Source organism: Marivirga atlantica (assembly GCF_016734805.1).
GTDB lineage: Bacteria > Bacteroidota > Bacteroidia > Cytophagales > Cyclobacteriaceae > Marivirga > Marivirga atlantica.
Map to the genome: position 1 here is coordinate 418158 of NZ_JAERQG010000003.1, position 17958 is coordinate 436115.

At 35.9% G+C, this 17958-nt stretch carries 16 protein-coding genes and 1 tRNA gene; 7 read left to right on the forward strand and 10 right to left on the reverse strand.

The window, feature by feature from the left end; genetic code table 11:
• Together JKP34_RS13590 and JKP34_RS13595 are read left to right on the forward strand one after the other, a co-directional pair.
• Positions 1-2400: an endonuclease MutS2 gene (locus tag JKP34_RS13590; protein WP_201922503.1), complete on the forward strand. Its 2400-nt coding sequence runs from the start codon at positions 1-3 to the stop codon at positions 2398-2400.
• 108 nt (positions 2401-2508) lie between these two features.
• A tRNA-Arg gene (locus JKP34_RS13595) sits at positions 2509-2582 on the forward strand.
• Between the two features lie 156 nt (positions 2583-2738).
• Here JKP34_RS13595 and JKP34_RS13600 read toward each other — a convergent pair.
• The 4 genes from JKP34_RS13600 to JKP34_RS13615 form a co-directional block, all read right to left on the reverse strand.
• Complete coding sequence (locus JKP34_RS13600; RefSeq protein WP_201922507.1) at positions 2739-4322, reverse strand: aryl-sulfate sulfotransferase; 1584 nt, start codon at positions 4320-4322, stop codon at positions 2739-2741.
• A 34-nt stretch (positions 4323-4356) separates the two neighbouring features.
• Positions 4357-4677 carry a DUF962 domain-containing protein gene (locus JKP34_RS13605; RefSeq protein ID WP_201922509.1) on the reverse strand — a complete coding sequence of 107 codons (321 nt, stop codon included), beginning with the start codon at positions 4675-4677 and terminating at the stop codon, positions 4357-4359.
• A 47-nt stretch (positions 4678-4724) separates the two neighbouring features.
• Positions 4725-5153, reverse strand: coding sequence for a large-conductance mechanosensitive channel protein MscL (gene mscL, locus JKP34_RS13610; RefSeq protein ID WP_201922512.1), 429 nt, complete (start codon positions 5151-5153; stop codon positions 4725-4727).
• A 62-nt stretch (positions 5154-5215) separates the two neighbouring features.
• Positions 5216-5764: a DUF2911 domain-containing protein gene (locus JKP34_RS13615; RefSeq protein WP_201922515.1), complete on the reverse strand. Its 549-nt coding sequence runs from the start codon at positions 5762-5764 to the stop codon at positions 5216-5218.
• A 73-nt stretch (positions 5765-5837) separates the two neighbouring features.
• Between JKP34_RS13615 and JKP34_RS13620 the strand changes: the two genes are divergently transcribed.
• Both JKP34_RS13620 and JKP34_RS13625 read left to right on the forward strand, forming a co-directional pair.
• The gene (locus tag JKP34_RS13620) at positions 5838-6320 is read left to right on the forward strand and encodes a deoxycytidylate deaminase (RefSeq protein WP_201922517.1); all 483 of its coding nucleotides are present in this window, start codon (positions 5838-5840) and stop codon (positions 6318-6320) included.
• A gap of 590 nt (positions 6321-6910) precedes the next feature.
• Positions 6911-7405 carry a lipocalin family protein gene (locus JKP34_RS13625; protein ID WP_201922520.1) on the forward strand — a complete coding sequence of 165 codons (495 nt, stop codon included), beginning with the start codon at positions 6911-6913 and terminating at the stop codon, positions 7403-7405.
• On the opposite strand, the gene murB is transcribed toward JKP34_RS13625, so the two are convergent.
• The 6 genes from murB to dnaG all read right to left on the reverse strand — a co-directional run bounded on the left by murB (position 7398) and on the right by dnaG (position 13376).
• Complete coding sequence (murB, locus tag JKP34_RS13630; protein WP_201922523.1) at positions 7398-8429, reverse strand: UDP-N-acetylmuramate dehydrogenase; 1032 nt, start codon at positions 8427-8429, stop codon at positions 7398-7400. The two genes, JKP34_RS13625 and murB, sit on opposite strands and share 8 nt — an antisense overlap.
• A gap of 8 nt (positions 8430-8437) precedes the next feature.
• Positions 8438-8641, reverse strand: coding sequence for an exodeoxyribonuclease VII small subunit (gene xseB, locus JKP34_RS13635; protein ID WP_201922526.1), 204 nt, complete (start codon positions 8639-8641; stop codon positions 8438-8440).
• Positions 8641-9426 carry a 5'/3'-nucleotidase SurE gene (gene surE / locus JKP34_RS13640; RefSeq protein WP_201922528.1) on the reverse strand — a complete coding sequence of 262 codons (786 nt, stop codon included), beginning with the start codon at positions 9424-9426 and terminating at the stop codon, positions 8641-8643. Before surE ends, xseB begins: the two co-directional genes overlap by 1 nt.
• Before the next feature lies 1 nt (position 9427).
• On the reverse strand, positions 9428-10117 hold the full coding sequence (locus JKP34_RS13645; RefSeq protein WP_201922531.1) for a hypothetical protein: 690 nt from the start codon (positions 10115-10117) through the stop codon (positions 9428-9430).
• Positions 10056-11279 carry a bifunctional 3,4-dihydroxy-2-butanone-4-phosphate synthase/GTP cyclohydrolase II gene (locus JKP34_RS13650; protein WP_201922535.1) on the reverse strand — a complete coding sequence of 408 codons (1224 nt, stop codon included), beginning with the start codon at positions 11277-11279 and terminating at the stop codon, positions 10056-10058. Before JKP34_RS13650 ends, JKP34_RS13645 begins: the two co-directional genes overlap by 62 nt.
• A gap of 168 nt (positions 11280-11447) precedes the next feature.
• On the reverse strand, positions 11448-13376 hold the full coding sequence (gene dnaG, locus JKP34_RS13655) for a DNA primase (protein WP_201922538.1): 1929 nt from the start codon (positions 13374-13376) through the stop codon (positions 11448-11450).
• 121 nt (positions 13377-13497) lie between these two features.
• Here dnaG and JKP34_RS13660 point away from each other — a divergent pair, with 121 nt between their 5' ends.
• The 3 genes from JKP34_RS13660 to JKP34_RS13670 all read left to right on the forward strand — a co-directional run bounded on the left by JKP34_RS13660 (position 13498) and on the right by JKP34_RS13670 (position 17914).
• Positions 13498-14592 carry an Mrp/NBP35 family ATP-binding protein gene (locus tag JKP34_RS13660; RefSeq protein WP_201922541.1) on the forward strand — a complete coding sequence of 365 codons (1095 nt, stop codon included), beginning with the start codon at positions 13498-13500 and terminating at the stop codon, positions 14590-14592.
• Between the two features lie 6 nt (positions 14593-14598).
• Entirely contained in the window at positions 14599-14874 is a 276-nt protein-coding gene (locus JKP34_RS13665; RefSeq protein WP_201922545.1) for a NifU family protein, read from the forward strand.
• A gap of 76 nt (positions 14875-14950) precedes the next feature.
• Positions 14951-17914 carry a M43 family zinc metalloprotease gene (locus JKP34_RS13670; protein ID WP_201922547.1) on the forward strand — a complete coding sequence of 988 codons (2964 nt, stop codon included), beginning with the start codon at positions 14951-14953 and terminating at the stop codon, positions 17912-17914.
• The last annotated feature ends 44 nt before the right edge of the window (positions 17915-17958 follow it).

Here is a 17958-nt window from a genome sequence, read left to right on the forward strand (position 1 = left end):
ATGATATTACCTGCAGATTTTGAGCAACGTATTGGATTCGACAAAATCAGGGAACATCTGAAAGAAGAATGCACAAGTACCTTAGGTCAATCTATTGTAGACAAAATGAGTTTCTTATCTCATTTTGAGAAACTTCAAAAGCTCTTATTACAAACTGACGAGTTCAAAAAAATAATCCAATCAGGAGAGTATTTTCCTAATAGCAACTACATAGATGTTAGTGGCTTTATTAAAAGAGCTAAAATAACAGGTTCTTTCTTCTCTGAAGAAGAGTTTTATCAGCTTAAGCTTAGCCTGAATACTATACTGGAGTGTATTTCTTTTTTTGATACCTATGAAGAAGAATATCAGGAACTTTATACACTGCGAAAGAACGTTGCGCTCGATAAAAAGCTATTTGAAGCAATTGATGACAAAATAGATGATAAAGGAAAACTAAGAAATAATGCCAGCCAGGAGCTTTCAAATATAAGATCATCAATTTTTAAAGTACAGGCGCAACTAAGAAGTGTAGTTGAAAAAATTTATAGACAAGCTTCTCAAAATGGTCACACACCTGAAGATGCTTCTATAACCATACGTGATGGCCGCCTAGTAATACCTGTACTTACAGAATATAAAAAGCGCATTAAAGGCTTTATTCATGATCAATCTGCCACTGGTCAAACTTTGTTTATTGAGCCGGCAGAAGCTCTTGAAATGAATAATGAGGTACGTGAACTCGAGTATAAAGAGCGAAGAGAGATTGTAAAAATCTTAACTGCTCTGACTGCCCAAGTGAAGCCTGAGTTAGATGCATTAGATAGAGCCTATAAATTTCTAGCAGTAGTAGACTTTATAAGGGCAAAGGCGAGATTTTCGTTAAAAATAGATGCCTATTTACCAGAGTTGGTTGATAAGCGCATGCTGGTACTCAATAAAGCGAAACATCCCCTGCTCAAATTAAGCTTGGAAAAGCAAGGTAAAGAGGTTGTTGATCTTAGTGTTCAGCTTAATCCCGATAACAGAATTCTTATTATTTCAGGACCTAATGCTGGCGGTAAATCAGTAAGCTTAAAAACTATTGGACTTCTACAGTATATGCTTCAGAATGGCTTGTTAATACCGGCCATGCCTGATAGTCAATGTGGTATTTTTAAAAACTTATTCATTGATATCGGTGACCAACAAAGCATTGAAAATGACTTAAGTACCTATAGCTCTCACTTGCAGAATATGAAGCACTTTCTAGATGGGGCAAACAAGCAAACACTGTTTCTTATTGATGAATTTGGTACGGGGACAGAACCACGTTTTGGAGGTGCCATAGCCGAATCTATTTTGGAGGAGCTTTACAAGGCAAAGGCTTTTGGGGTTATTACTACACATTATGACAACATCAAAAATTTTGCAGAAAAGTACCCTAATGTTCTAAATGGTGCCATGAAGTTTGATGTTAAAAACCTTTCACCACTATATGAATTAGAAATCGGGAAACCAGGTAGTTCATTTGCGCTGGAAGTGGCAGAGAAAATGGGGATTGCTCATGCTGTAATTAAATCCGCCAAGTCAAAAATTGGTACCGAGCGTGTGAATTATGATAAAATGTTAAATGCGCTAGGTAAAGAAAAAAGAAGTCTGGAACTGCAGCTTAAAGATATTAAAGGAAGAGAAAATCAACTGGAAGAAACAGTTAAAGAATACGAGGAGCTCAACAATTTCCTTAACGAGCAAAAGAAAAATATCATTTTTGAAGCTAAGCGTGAGGCTAAAGCAATCATTCAGGAAGCCAATAAAAGAATTGAACAAGCTGTAAGAGAAATAAAGGAATCAAAAGCTAAAAAAGAAGTAACACAGCAGGCTCGTGAACAACTCAAAGCATTTGATAAGAAAGTAACACCTACTAAGGAGGAACAAGAAAGCAGCACGAGCAGAAACGATGAATTTAAGGAAGCAAAAGGTGCTATTCAGAGTGGTGACTTTGTTCGCATAAAAGGACAGTCAGCTATTGGAGAAGTGCTTGCCGTAGGTAATAAAGAAGCTGAAATACTATTAGGAGAACTTAAATCTAAAGTAAAGCTGAACCGACTTCAGAGGATGTCTAAAAGTGAAGCTAAAAAAGAAAAGAAAAAATCTTATTCGGCCTCTTCAACAGGTATGATTGAACGTTCAACCAATTTTTCTCAACAAGTGGACGTGAGAGGCATGCGGGTAGAAGAAGCCATAACGGCAGCAGACAGGTTTATAGATGACGCCTTAGTACTTGGTTATAATGAAGTTAGCATTTTACATGGACGCGGAGATGGAATTTTGAGGAAGGTACTTAGAGACTACCTAAGACAGTACAACTATGTTAAGTCATTAAAGAATGAACATGAAGAACGAGGTGGTGATGGTATAACACTTGTCACTTTAGGTTAATTTTTTTTCAGATTACTGGCGAAACACTTGTATAGAAAAACTAAATTATATTTCTTTGCACTCGCATTCGGGAGAAGCGGTTAATTTTCCCACATAGATTATAGATTTGGTCCGTTAGCTCAGCTGGATAGAGCAACTGCCTTCTAAGCAGTAGGTCCCAGGTTCGAATCCTGGACGGATCACAAAAACCCTGGCCTTTTTTCGTCAGGGTTTTTTGTTTTAAAAATTCATATCTTATAAAAGTACTTTTTGATTTTGACTTTCTAGCTTAAGAATTACCAATTTAAACTTAACCTTATGTAACACTCAGAGTGTGAAAGATAATAAATCACAATTTTTTATTTTATTAATATTTTTTGATTATAATTCTCTCCATTAACTGTTTGAATATTTAACAAATACATCCCTTGAATAAAAGGTAAGTTAAATGTATTCAAATCCTCACCTTTTATTAAATCCCTTGTAAAAATAGCTCTACCATGCATATCATATATTACAAGTCTTTCTGCAGCCATTTCTTTATCAACAAATTGAAGAGTTTGATTGTGAACTGGATTATTAACCACCAATGACTGCGTTTGAAAATTCTTTGAGGATAAAACTCGTTTTTGACAACCATTTGAAAGCGTATTTTCATCTTCGATAATTGTGCCTAAATCTAATTCGAAATTTTCAAAGGCTCTAAATTCTTTTTGATATCTAATCGCCCTGAAAATACCTGTACCATTCACTGTATCTGAATATTGATCAAAAATACCTTCCCCTGTTGGATTGATATAGGACCACAAAAGCGAGCCATCTTTCTTTATTTCTGATATTCTACCTTTGCTAGTTTCACAAACTAATAAGTTTCCGTTTTTAAGACTCATAACCCCTGCCTTTCTGTTTTCTTGTAGTGTTTGACCTAAAATATTACCACTCCAAGAGAACTCTTCATTTTGCGGCAAATAACCTTCATCATTAATTACATATTCATCACTATTTATTTCTGTTTGGATAATCATTAAACTAGAATTACCACCTGGATTATTGTTAAAAACAGTAATTTTGCCATCATCCTGAAAGCCATCATTTACCCATTTAGCATCATGCTGTCTATATAATTGATTAGCTGAAGAGTCTAGTAAGTAATTATTCTTATTTCCCCAGCGCCATAAAAAGTCACCTCCTCTATTAAAAATACCTCCTGTGTTGCCAGCGGCCTCATCTATAGTAGTAGAGTGATCGATTATGAAAATTTCAGACAAATTTCTGGCTGAAATCAATATCTGATCTAATTCCTCATTATAATCAATACTATTTACATGAGAAAAATTTAATTCTTGACTATAATTAATATTCATTAATTCAGGATGGTTACTGATTACACCATAGTTATCAAGAGTTGAATCTACGTCCTGAATTAAATGATCAAATAATCGCCATTCCCATACGATCTCAATTTCATTAGTTCCAACAGGCTTGATTTCTATTATTTTGTCCAATCTTATGGAGTCTTCTTCGAATAACTGGGATTTACCTTTTTCTAATATCTCTTCTCTGCTATAGTAGTCATATGTTATTACTAGGATATTACCATTTGGTAAAGGTTCAATGTCATGATGCTGTTGTAAAGAGTTAGTCGAATAACTCCATACTTCTTCATTGTACCAGTCGCGTATTTGTATTTTTTCAATACCCGCCCTTAAAACGCTCCCATTCTGAAGAAGATAAGCTGTTCTGTTAGGTACATCATCAAACTCCCAAGAGTTTATTTTATAACCACATTGATTAATTAAATATACAAAATTATTGTTTTCTGGAGTAAATAGCGTATAACCATCATCCGACTGATCTGAATGATGAATTAATCCAATTGTTGGATTTTGAGATAGCAGCGGAGTGCTTAAAAAAAACAGAAATAATACTAGTCTTAAAATCATTTATTTATTATTTGAATTGAAATCTAACTAAAATTTAACCTTTCGGAGACAGCTTTTCCTTCCCCCTCAAAATATCAAAAAACAACTTGAAATCAGAAGCTAAACTCCATAGTGGATAGGTAAATGTAGCGGGCTTATTTTTCTCGTAAAAGAAATGACCAACCCAGGCAAACCCATAGCCTGTGACAGGAATTAACCATAGCCCCCACCATGTTTGTGTAAGCAGTGCCCACGCCAACACTACAAAAATTAATGCCGTACCTGTGAAATGTAACTTTCTGCATGTAGCATCCTGATGTTCAGTTAAATAATAAGGATAAAACTCTTTGAAGCTTTTATATTCTCTTTCTGCCATAACACAAGCCTTTTTATTAAATTACGTTAATTGATCCGAAAATAAAATTACTTTCTGTCTGACTTCAGTAAATCCCTAATTTCTGTAAGCAATTCGATATCCTTAGGAGTAGAAACCGTCTTGTCTTCTACATTTTCAGATTTTCGCTTTAAGGAGTTGAATAGTTTTATCACGGAGAATATGCAAAATGCGATGATAACAAAGTCTATTGTAGTTTGTAAAAAGCTACCATAATTAATCGCAACAGCTTCTTGTATAATCTTACCTTGCTCATTGAGTTGTTCTGGTTTAATGGTTATGGCCAGACTTGTAAAATCAACTTCTCCTGTAAAGTAACTTATACATGGAGATATAATATCACCAACTAATGATGATACTACTTTGCTAAAAGCGGTACCAACTATAATACCTATTGCCATATCAAACACATTCCCTTTTATGGCAAATTCCTTAAATTCTTTAATAATCTTTTTCATAAGTGCTGAAACAAAAAAACCTCTAATTAAAGAGGTTTTTTCAATTAGAAAATTATTGTGCTTTAATTGATAAAATTGATTGGCACTTCAACAAGCGTATCACTCCAAATAAACTGCATCTTAACCTCCCCGTTGGATTGATCAAACATAATCGTGAAAGGCTCATACGTTTCTTTCGCTTCCATTACAGGAACTTCAAACCTCAAGTAATCTTTTTTCTCATCATACTTATATGCTCCCCACTGACCTAAATCCTTATTCAGAATGATAGTCCACTGCTCCTCTCCCGGAATTGTGAATACCGTATAAGTACCTGCCTCAACTTTGTTACCTGCCATTAATACATCTTTTGTTAAAGTGATTTCAGTAGCTTCATTAGCACCAGTTCTCCATATTTTTCCGGTAGGTGCTAATGGTGCATCAGCAGTAAAAGCTTCTCTACCTCTTAAATGAGGTCTTCCGTAAGTTACCTTCACATAGGCATCATCAAATTTATAAGTTACCATTCCTAAAGGACTAGGCTTTTGTTTGAGTGCTTCCTGAGCTTTAACAGCTGAAACACTTAAAAAAAGTAAAAGAGTAAGAGATAGTATGCTTAGAGTATTTTTCATTTGATCAATTTTTAATTTTAACACGAAGCAATTTACAATTTTTAGTCGCATTATAATAGGCTATATTTGTTTTATGGAAAAACCACAGTTTGATGATATCTTCATGGAGCTGGCCGTTAACCTGGCTAAACGCTCACATTGTATAAAAAGACATGTTGGCGCTGTGCTAACAAAGGATACGCGCATCATTTCTATTGGTTATAATGGACCACCGGCAGGTACCCATAATTGTGATGAAGAGTATCCGGAAACAGGTTGTGGTAGAGATGCTAAAGGAAGTTGTTTACTGGCTATACATGCTGAGCAAAATGCCATTATGTATGCTGTAAAAAACAAAGCCTCCGTTGAAGATTCTACACTTTATGTAACACTCTCCCCCTGTATTTCTTGTGCCAGAATTATTTACAGTATGGGTATCAAAAAAGTGATCTACTTAAATTCTTATGCCGAATATAAAGGTTTGGCTAACGATGAAGGCCTTGACTTTTTAAAAGAATTTGGTGTTTCAGTTGAAAAGTATGAGGGTAATTTGGAGAATGTTACGCATATGATTTAATAGCAAATGAAAACCTTAAAAATCATTTTCTCAACGGTCTTAATGTTAATTTATATTTCATCTTGTGATCAAGAAGAGTCCAATCCGCAAGAAGAATTAAACTTGCTTGGTTATTGGCAACTGTCCGATACTAAATTTCTTAGTTAGGATTTTGATACTTTTTTTGCGAAGAGCAAGCTAAGAATTGTGAACAACCCTTAGACTTTCAACCCTTTACATATGAATTATTAGCCGACAGCACCTATAAAATATATGAATCCGATAGTATTACTTCATCAGGAAGTTGGAAGACATTTAGAAAACTAGATTCGATTACTTTTACGGCTAACAATGGTTATACTTTAGCCTACAACATTATAAGCTTAGACCCATCAAATTTACAATTATCCTATAAAGACACCGTTTATTTGACTTTAAACCAATTTGATGTTTTTGAAATTAAATTCAACATGAATTTATATTTTAAAAGAAGGAATTAGGCCATTGATAGAAAACTCTCTATCTAACTGACAAAATATATAATAAAATCAAACTAAAACTTTGAGTATATATTTCTTTTAGTTTTGTTTGCGGTTAATTAAAAAAAATAAATGAAAAATTTTAGACTATTAGTGATATTAGTTACCGGATTCCTTTTTCTTTCAGCATGCAATGAAGATGAAGATTTAGGAGCAAAGGCAGATTTTGTAGGTGCATGGGATGTAGTAGACGTTGATATTGAAATCAATGTCAACGGTCAGGATATTGAAGATTATTTGGGACAGGATGAAGCTAATCTGTATAAAGCACTAATTTCATCAGAAATTGAATCAATATTCGATGGAGCAACTATTACCCTAAACAGCAACAATACTTATACTTCAGATATACCTGGAGAGTCCTCAGTGACTGGTACTTGGACCTTGAGAAATAATAAACTGATTTTAGATGAAGGTTCTTCTGATGAATTCGAATTTACTGTTCTTTCATCATCTAGTTCTAAATTAGAACTACAATATACAGACATTGATAATTCTTCAGATATTGATTTTGATGGAACTAATGATGAGTTTGAAGTCATAGTTGATATGACCTATATCAAATAACAAAATTAACTTCAGGATTTAGCTGTATTCTGAATTTGGAGTATACTGAATCCTGAATTTTTCTTGCCAGTTCTGCTATTGCCTCTCCTGAGCCATTTCCTTTATTAACAAGCACCAATGCTTGTTTATCATGAACTCCTACTCCATTTTCATCATAGCCTTTCCAGCCTGCCTGCTCAATAAGCCAACCTGCCGCCACTTTCATCTCTTCATCAGATATGCGGTAAGCTGGTAAAGAAGGATATTCTTTCAACAGCTCCTCAAATTGCTGTTTATTGATTATTGGGTTCTTGAAAAAACTACCTGAATTTCCTATCTGCTTAGGGTCTGGAAGTTTCGACTGTCTGATTTGAATTACGGCCTCACTTATATCTTGAATAGAAGGTTCAGTAATATTTTTTTCTGCCAGTGTTTGTTTGATGATGCCATAATCTAACTTCAACTGATGTGCATTTGGCTTTGATAGTTTGAATTGTACAGCAACTATTAGGTACTGATCTTTTAACTCATGTTTGAAAACACTTTCTCTATAGCCAAATTTGCAGTCGTCCGCAGTAAAAGTCTCTACTTCTCCTGACTTTAGGTTAAAGGCCTCAAGGGAATGAAAAACATCCTTAATTTCCACACCATATGCACCAATATTCTGCATGGGAGCCGCTCCTACTGTTCCAGGTATAAGCGATAAATTCTCTACTCCTCCCCAATTTTTAGCAATACAGTATTGAACAAACTCATGCCAATTCTCACCTCCTCCTGCCCTAACAATTAAACTACTATCATCTTGTTGCAATACATTGATGCCAAGCAGCTTATTAAGCACTATCAATCCATCAAAATTTCTTTGCAATAGAATATTGCTACCACCTCCGAGTATAAGATGCTTGTTCTCTATCCAAAGTTCAGATTTGATTAATGCTTTAAGCTGATCAACTTGGTTAATCTCTATCAGGTATTTTGCCTTTACCTCAAAACCGAAAGTATTATAGGGCTTGAGTGAAATATTCTCAGAAAACTGGAGCTGCATTATATGATTTATTCTTCCATTGCATTAAAAGAATCATCAATATTCTTCTCAATGCCTTTTAACTGATTCTTACAGGTTTTTATAAGTTCAACAGACTGCTGAACCATGCTAGACAATTCATCTATAGAAATTTCATCACTCTCAACTTTCTCAAGCAGTGATTCCAATTCATGAAGTGCTTCTTCATAGCTCTTTTGCTTTTTCTTTGCCATCAGTCTACTTTAATATCCCAATCATCATTAAGCACGCTTATTGTATGGTGTGCTGTTAAATCAAACTGACAAGGAACTACTGAAACGTAGTTATTAGCAATTGCCCATTCGTCATTGTCTTCTCCCTTATCATGGTTTACAAAGTTGCCCGCCATCCAGAAATATCTTCTACCATTAGGATCATAGCGTTGATCAAATTCTTCCTGCCACTTTGCATGCGCCTGCCTTACAATTTTAACGCCTTTAAGTGCTTCATTTCTTTTTGGGGGGAAATTGACATTAAGCGTTGTGTATTTTGGCAAGCCTGTATTTAATACTTGCTCTGCTATCTTTTTAATATAAGGTAATGTATGTTCGAAATCAGCATCGTGTGCATAATCACATAATGAAAAACCTATAGATGGAAATCCTTCCACCGCACCCTCAATGGCTGCAGACATGGTACCTGAATAGAGCACACTTATCGAGGTATTACTGCCATGATTAATACCACTCACTACTAAATCTGGCGTTCTATCTTTCAAAACGTGATTCTTAGCTAATTTTACACAATCAGCCGGTGTGCCAGAGCATTCATAGGCCTTAACTTGATCACCAAAAATTTTGGTTTCCTCTAACCTTAAAGTATTACCAATCGTAATGGCGTGCCCCATGCCTGACTGAGGGCTATCAGGTGCCACTACAACTACTTCTCCTATTTGCTGCATTACTTCAACCAGGTTTCGTATGCCTTTACTGGTAATGCCATCATCGTTAGAAACTAAAATAAGGGGTTTGTTTGCCATGTTAATCTGCCGCTAATTCGTTGTAATAATTGGTTATTTTAATAAGATCAAGTTGTCTATCTGATCTGAGTTTATTCTTACGCATATACTTTTCCACATCATTCTGATACTTCCCGAAGAAAGCTAATAAATCCTTCTTCTTTTCAGTGTACTGGACTATTCTTCCGTCAGTGGTTAAGAAATAGTAGTCATAAGATAGAATTGATCTTGAACTCAAAGTACGTGAGGTACCTCTGTAAAATGGTGAATTGTAATTGTTATTATTTTGAACCACCACATATTCCCTTGACATCAAGGTAATTGGACCTTCTTCTAAGATCTCAAAAAAAATAGGTACATCAACTGAACCATTGAGGTTGTATGGCAATGCATAGAAATATCTAAAACGCTTAAAATACTGACCATGGAAGCTAACAGATAGCAGTTGCTGTGAAGAAAAAGCTTTCACCTGCCCATCAATAGCCAGTTGGACTAAATTAGTTTTAAAGTCGTACTGAATATTTCCTCTGATTGAATCGCCATCATTAAGCACTACCACACCAGGATGCCACATTTCATTAGGTAGCTCTTGCGCTATACCCTTTGAAAAAAAAACTGCAAGTAATATGATGATAATGCTAATTCTCAAATTAATTCTTCTTAAGAATTGTATGCCCCATTTTATCTCTTTTAGTACGTAAGTAGTTCTCATTGTGCTTGTTAGGTGGAATTTCCAATGCAACATTATCCACAATTTCCAAGCCATAACCTAATAGCCCTGCTCTTTTAGTAGGATTGTTAGATATCAGGCGAATTTTACTTACTCCTAATTTGCGTAATATTTGAGCTCCCACACCATAATCTCTCTGGTCCATTTTGAAGCCAAGGTGTAAATTAGCCTCCACTGTATCCATACCTTCTTCCTGAAGTTTATAGGCTTTTAGTTTATTCATCAAGCCGATACCCCTACCCTCCTGATTCATGTAAACAATTACACCTTTACCTTCCTTCTCGATCATTTGCATAGCCTCATGGAGTTGAGGTCCACAATCACATCGGCATGAACCGAAGATATCACCAGTTACGCAGGATGAGTGAACACGAACCATAATAGGTTCATCTTTTTCCCACTCTCCTTTAATTAGAGCCAAATGATTTTCTTTGGTAGTAGTTTGCTCGTAAGCCTTGAGTTTGAAATCTCCAAAATCAGTTGGCATTTCAACCATCACCTTTTCTTCAACTAAAGACTCATGCTCAAGACGGTATTCTATCAAATCCTTGATGGTAACCAGTTTTAATTCAAACTCATCAGCTACTTTTCTTAAATCAGGTAGACGAGCCATGGTACCATCTTCATTCATAATTTCAACTAAAGCACCTCCCGGCTGTAATCCCGCCAGGCGAGCAAAATCAACCGTAGCTTCAGTGTGTCCTGTTCTTCTCAGTACTCCACCTTTTCTGGCCTTTAATGGAAAAATATGACCAGGCTTACCTAGCTCTTCTGGTTTGGTATCAGGATTAACAAGTGCCTGAATTGTTTTTGACCTGTCACTAGCAGAAATACCAGTAGTGCAGCCATGTCCAATTAAATCAACAGAAACAGTAAATGGAGTCTCAAACTGAGCCGTGTTTTTACCAACCATCAATTCTAGACCTAACTCTTCACAGCGCTCTTCAGGTATCGAGGCACATATAAGACCTCTACCATGTTTGGACATAAAGTTGATAATTTCAGGGGTCACCTTCTCTGCTGCACAAATGAAGTCTCCCTCATTCTCCCTATCCTCATCATCAACAACTATTATAATTTCCCCGTTTTTGATTGCTTCAATAGCATCCTCTATGCTATCTACAGGTATATTTTTGTTACTCATAAAAATTCAATGTAATGCGGTGAACAAAGGTAATTATATTTTCTTACCCAGTAGTACAAATCAAAACGAAAGCAGACAGGATGTGTTTACTTTTTTACAGAGCTGTTTACCGATTTCTAACTAATTAATATTGAAACACCAATGTTAATGCTAGTCACTAATTGATAATTACTTAACCACTACCATACCAAGTAAATCGCCTATTTCTCGTTTTGCCTCGTTTAGTTGCATTTGGTAGCGGAGTATCTTTTCCTCCTCAATTAAAGAGTCTGTCTCCCTAAGTTTTTGAACATTAAGATCAAGCAGATGTAAAATAGACCTATGTTTTAAGCGCAGCACATGAGTAAAAGCAGAATCATTAAGAATATGTCTTTCATGGATTGTGTAAATCTGGAATTTCTTTTCCCAATTTTCACTCAACTCATATCTATCAGTAAATAATGAAAAAATTGCCTTTCTTATTTCTTCATCCCCATTTTTGATGAAATGCGCTTCATTAAGAATTTCACCTTTATTTAAGTAATTCTTAAAATCCTCGAAAATACGTTTGTAAACAGGATGAATGAATTCAGTACTTTTAAATTCATTTATTAAATACTGTATTAAAGTAGTTTCTTCTGCCAGCGGCAAGTCACCATAACTCAAGAGTAACCTAATACTTTCCTTTTCCTGTAAAGCGGCCACTTCAAAAGGGCTATACTTTTTCTGAATCTGCTCGGAGGCCTGGCTATAATTATGACTGAGATTATTAGCCTGTTGCTTTGTAATATCACCTTTTACCTGTTTTTCACGTAGAATAATCTTATTCTGCTCAGCCACCAAAATCGCTTCATCTATCTCCAGAATTTCACTGGTTTCCTTAACATAAATAGCGCGTTTAACAGGATCAGGTATCTTTGAGATAGATCGTACTATCTCTTGAATAGTCTCTGCTTTTCTGATCGGATCCTTCTTAGTATCCTCCAAAAGTAAATCAGACTTAAATCGGATAAAATCCTTCGCATTATCTTCCAGATATTTTTTAAAGGCTTCATCTCCTAGCCGTTGTGAATAGCTGTCCGGATCCTCTCCATCGGGAAATAGAACCACCTTCACGTTCAAACCACCTTCTAGAATCAAATCTATTCCTCTTAATGATGCTTTGATACCAGCCGTATCACCATCAAATAATACAGTGATATTCTTGGTATATCGGCTGATTAATTGAATTTGATTGGTGGTTAATGAAGTACCAGAAGAAGCCACTACATTTTCTACTCCACTCTGGTGTAATGAGATTACATCCGTATAGCCCTCTACCAAAAAGCAATTATCCTCATTTCTGATTGTTTGCTTGGCTTGGTACATACCATAAAGTACTTCACTTTTATGGTAAACAGGTGTTTCTGGAGAATTTATATACTTAGGCTGCTTCTTATCTTTAATTAATATTCTGGCACCAAAAGCAATTGGCTTACCGCTAATAGAATGAACAGGAAATATTACTCTATTACGAAAGCGGTCATAAACCTTATCAGTTTCTTCTTTTTTGATGATGAGTCCAGACTTTTCGAGCAATTCTTCGCTATGCCCTGCAGACTGCGCTGCTTTTAATAACCCATCCCAGCTGTTTAATGCATAGCCAAGATTAAATTTTTCAATAGTCTGTTTAGAAAAGCCTCTTTCTTTAAAATAGCTTAAACCAATTGATTTGCCCTCTTCATGATTATGAAGTAAATCCTTATAATAATTGGTTGCATAGTTAAGCACAATGTAAAGACTCTCCTTTTCATTGTATGCCTCTTGCTGTTCAGGAAGCCTTTCGTCTTCTTCTATTTCAATACCGTATTTCTCTGCCAGTTGTTTTATAGCTTCAGGAAAACTAAGCCCCTCCAGATCCATGATAAACTGTATGGCATCACCAGCTTTTCCACAACCAAAGCATTTATAAATACCTTTATTGGGTGCAACAGAGAAAGAAGGTGTTTTTTCGTTATGAAAAGGACAACAAGCCCATAGGTTTTGCCCTTTCTTTTTCAGAGAAACATAGTCTCCTACTACCTCTTCAATATCTGCTCTATCCTGAACTTCACTTATGGTATTCTGACTTAAATTCACTGATTTTTCTTAAAAAGAGATTTAAAACAACTATTTAAGGCTGAGTATTGTTAGCTTATTCGAATAAACTTAACTTGCGCCCAAGTATACAAAATTAAGACTTTTTACGAGTAAAAAATATATGGCTATTACAAAAGAAAGCATAATAAAAGCATTATCAACAGTTCAGGATCCAGATCTAAAAAAAGACTTGGTAAGCCTGAATATGATTAAAGATGTTAGTGTAGATGGAAATGCCATTCATTTTACAGTTGTATTGACAACACCTGCATGTCCGCTTAAGGAGATGATTAAAACAGATTGCATTAATGCCATTCATAAACATGTAGGAGAAGATGTACAGGTTTTCCCAAATATGACTTCAGATGTTACTTCTACCAGAAATACAGCTCCACTTCTACCTAATGTAAAAAACATTATCGCAATTGGTTCTGGAAAAGGCGGTGTAGGTAAATCTACTGTAACTGCTAATCTTGCTGTTTCACTAGCACAATCAGGTGCAAAAGTTGGTTTGATTGATGCTGATATTTTTGGACCATCAATCCCAACCATGTTTAACTGTGAACATGAGCAGCCAGAAGTAAAAGAAATCAATGGTAAAAACACCATTATACCAATCGAGCAATATGGAATTAAATTAATATCTATTGGTTTCTTAACACCTCCTGACAATGCTGTTGTTTGGAGAGGGCCAATGGCTAGCTCGGCATTAAAGCAGTTTATTAGCGATACTGACTGGGGTGAACTTGACTATTTGTTAATTGACTTACCTCCTGGCACAAGCGATATTCACTTAACATTGGTACAAACCATACCAGTGACTGGAAGTGTAATAGTTACTACACCGCAGAAAGTAGCTCTTGCAGATGCTAAGAAAGCTATAGGAATGTTTAAGCAACCACAAATTAATGTGCCTATTTTGGGCTTAGTGGAAAATATGGCTTACTTTACTCCTGCTGAACTTCCTGATAATAAATATTTTATCTTTGGTGAAGGTGGCGGAATGAAACTGAGCGAACAATTTGATATACCTTTTATAGGTCAGATGCCATTGGTTCAAAGCATTAGAGAAAGTGGAGATAGTGGTTTACCTGCAGTTATGAAAGATGATGTAACCGCTGATGCTTTTAAAGAATTGAGCCAAAAATTGGCAAGGCAAGTAGCTATCCGAAATGCGAACTTAGCCGAAACCAAAAAGGTTGAAATGATTAACTGATAAATGATGGAAATTAAAGATAGAGTTGAAAAAGCACTTGATTCAATTAGACCATATCTGGAAGCAGATGGAGGAAACGTGCGAGTGCTAGACATCAATGACGGTTTGGTGAGGCTTGAGCTTTTAGGGGCTTGTGGCAACTGCCCCATGTCAACTATGACATTAAAAGCGGGGGTTGAAGAAGCTATCAAAAAAGCTGTTCCAGAAATAACCGCTGTTGAAGCCATTAATATCACCAGCCCTGATGATGCCAATGCGCAGTTACCGGAAACTATGAGATAAGATGTAGTTGATACAGTAGTATTTATTTTATAATTTTATAGATATTGTTTAGCTTAAAGGTTTGAAAACAATGTCAATGAGCAGAAACTCCCTTAACATATTCAAGCTGATTATTTCGGGAGTTTTTTTTATGCTCTTTTTTATGAGTGGCACCTCTATTTTAGCCCAGGAAAAATGTGCTTCTCATTTAATTCTCCAGGAAAGAATCAGCAAATCAAAAGTACTTTCCGACCAAAATTTCGAAGAGTGGCTATCTAAAAAAATAGCTCATCGAAAGTTTAGTCAACAAATAGAAGGTTCTGCATCCAGAACTGCAGCGATTGTTCAAATACCCGTAGTTTTTCACATCATCCATAAGGGCGAGGCGATCGGTCAAGGTGTTAATCTTCCTAAAGAAAGACTGGATAGACAATTAGAAACGCTAAATGAGGATTTTAACCTGCTTAATGGTAATCTGGCTGAAACCATTGACGAATTTAAGGACTTGGCAGCAGATGTAGAAATTGAATTTGTATATGCTAAGCAGGACCCTTCAGGTTTTGAAACCGATGGTATAGTTCGGTTAATTGGTAGTCAGTTTACTTACAGCTATGATCAGCGTGCCACCTTATCAGCTGAAAGCTACTGGCCAGCTGAAGACTATCTCAATATTTGGATTACAGATGTCACTTCGCCTAGTCTGGGCTGGGCTGAGTTTCCAATAGCTAACCTCCCAGGACTTGAAGAAGCTTCAGGAAACAGATTAATAGATGGGGTTACCATTGATTATCAATATATAGGAGACAATCCAAACAGCCCTATTTTTGAAAGTAAAGGTAGAACTTTAACCCATGAAATGGGACACTTCTTTGGGCTTAGGCATATTTGGGGTGATGGCGGTTGTTCTATCGATGATTTTTGTGAAGACACCCCCGAAGCAAGCTCGTCTCACTCGGGTTGCAATTTGGAGGCTACTTCATGCAATACTTTAAATATGGTACAGAACTTTATGGACTATACAAATGATGCATGCATGACATTATTCACTCAAGATCAGAAAAGTAGAATGCGAGCTGTTGTTGAAAATAGTCCTAGAAGGTTGAGTCTCACAACTTCTGTAGCATTAGAAGAACCTATTCCGCTAAACAAAGACCTTGCACTCCAAGCTGTTAACCAAAAGTTCATAAGTAATTGTGATCAACTATACACACCAACCACTTTAGTAAGAAACCAAGGGCTGGACTCTATTACAAATTACAGCGTTGAATTAAAACTACAAGGAAGCATTAAAGAAAGAAAGACCTTCTCTGACACCATTCCTCCTGGACGAGAAGTTAAAATAAACTTTGATCCTATCAGTTTTAACTCCTTTGGTGAATATGAACTATCTTATAAGCTCATACTAAACGGTCAAACCGATGAACGTATATCCAATAATGAACTAAAAGAATTTTATCAGCAAAACGCATCAAAGTCTGTACCCTACCAACAAGATTTTAGTGATGGTTTTAATGACTGGCTGATACAAAATTTAGACGATGAAGAAAGCTGGACAGAATTGAACGGGTATGTCGGTGTTCCTTTATATCAGAAAAGAACCAATCTTGGGCAAAAAGAAAGATTAATTTCTCCCATTTTCGATTTCACTACACTTGATATTCCTGCTCTTGAATTGGTTTATGCACAGGCAGCTGATACCAATGCACACCAACTGACTATTTATGCATCCTATGATTGTGGCGCTAGTTTCACAGATTTACTCTATAGCTCTACAGGTAATGAGGTAGTAACTGCTTATGGTAAAAATGAGGCATTTGTTCCAGAGCACAGGCTTGATTGGGACAGTCTCTATTTAGATTTAGGTAGGCTAAGAGGTAAACCTTCTGTTTGTTTTAGAATTGAAGTTGAAAATAGAGGGAATAATAATTTCTACCTTAGTCAATTTAAATTAGAAGAGAGTAAAATACCTGAAAAGCGACTTAGCCCAGTAAGTTGGAGGAATGCCAATGCATTATATTGCGAAGAGGCAATTCAATCAATGCTTAGACTTAAAAACACAGGCAGAAGTGTAGTTACTAACTTCAGTATAGCAGTTAAAAATGGTGATGAAACATTAAATGAATTTAATGAATCTGTAGCGATTACAAGTAATCAGGTAGTTACCTATCAACTTCCAGAAATAAATCCTCCTGCAACTTCAGGAGTTTTAGAATTACAAGTGTCCACAACATTTGAAGAAGAAACGATAACAGAAAGTATTTTCCTTCCATATCAACAAAGCTGCTCAGAAGAAATACCTCCAATTCGCCTGGATTTATCGAAGGCCAGTAAGGAAAATTGGTACATTTTTAATCCAGATAAACAAAATAGCTGGATTTTTGACAATCAATATAATGCCATGAGCAGTCAATCAGCACTGGTTTCTAAGGAACTTGAAGAGGATTGGCTAATAAGTCCAATAGTTGATGTTACTCGAACCGAATTTCTTAGCTTAATATTTAAAGTTGCTTATCATAAACCATACAAACAGCAGGAGTCGCTAGAGGTTTATCTACTGAACGAATCTGAAAGAAACATTATTGAAACACTGATTTATGAAAAATCAGCTGATTCATTAGCTACCTCTTTTGGAAATGAAGCAGATGCCGAGCCTATTTTCAGAACTGAACTTATTGATCTGAGTCCTTATACCTATAAAGAAAAAATAAGAGTAGCAATAAAGGCCATGCACGACAATGGAGCCAATGTTTATTTAAAAGATGTTACTTTCTTTATTGGTCAGGAAACACCACCACCTTACCCTGACACAAGAGCTCAATTTGCCGTTTACCCCAACCCCGTTACTGACGGCACCTTAAATCTTCATTTCAACCTAAATCAAGCAGATTCTGGCTCTTTTCAAATACTAGACCTGAGAGGGAATGTTATCATGAGGTTTTACGAACCGAAAATATTAAATCAATTTGTTTCCTTTGATGTATCAGCCTTGGCTTCAGGCTTATACCTGCTAAACTTTCAGACTGAAGGCCTTAATCAATCAGTGAGGTTTATTGTAGAATGAATCATCCCAACTTTAGGCTAACAGAAAATAAAGCCATTTGCTTA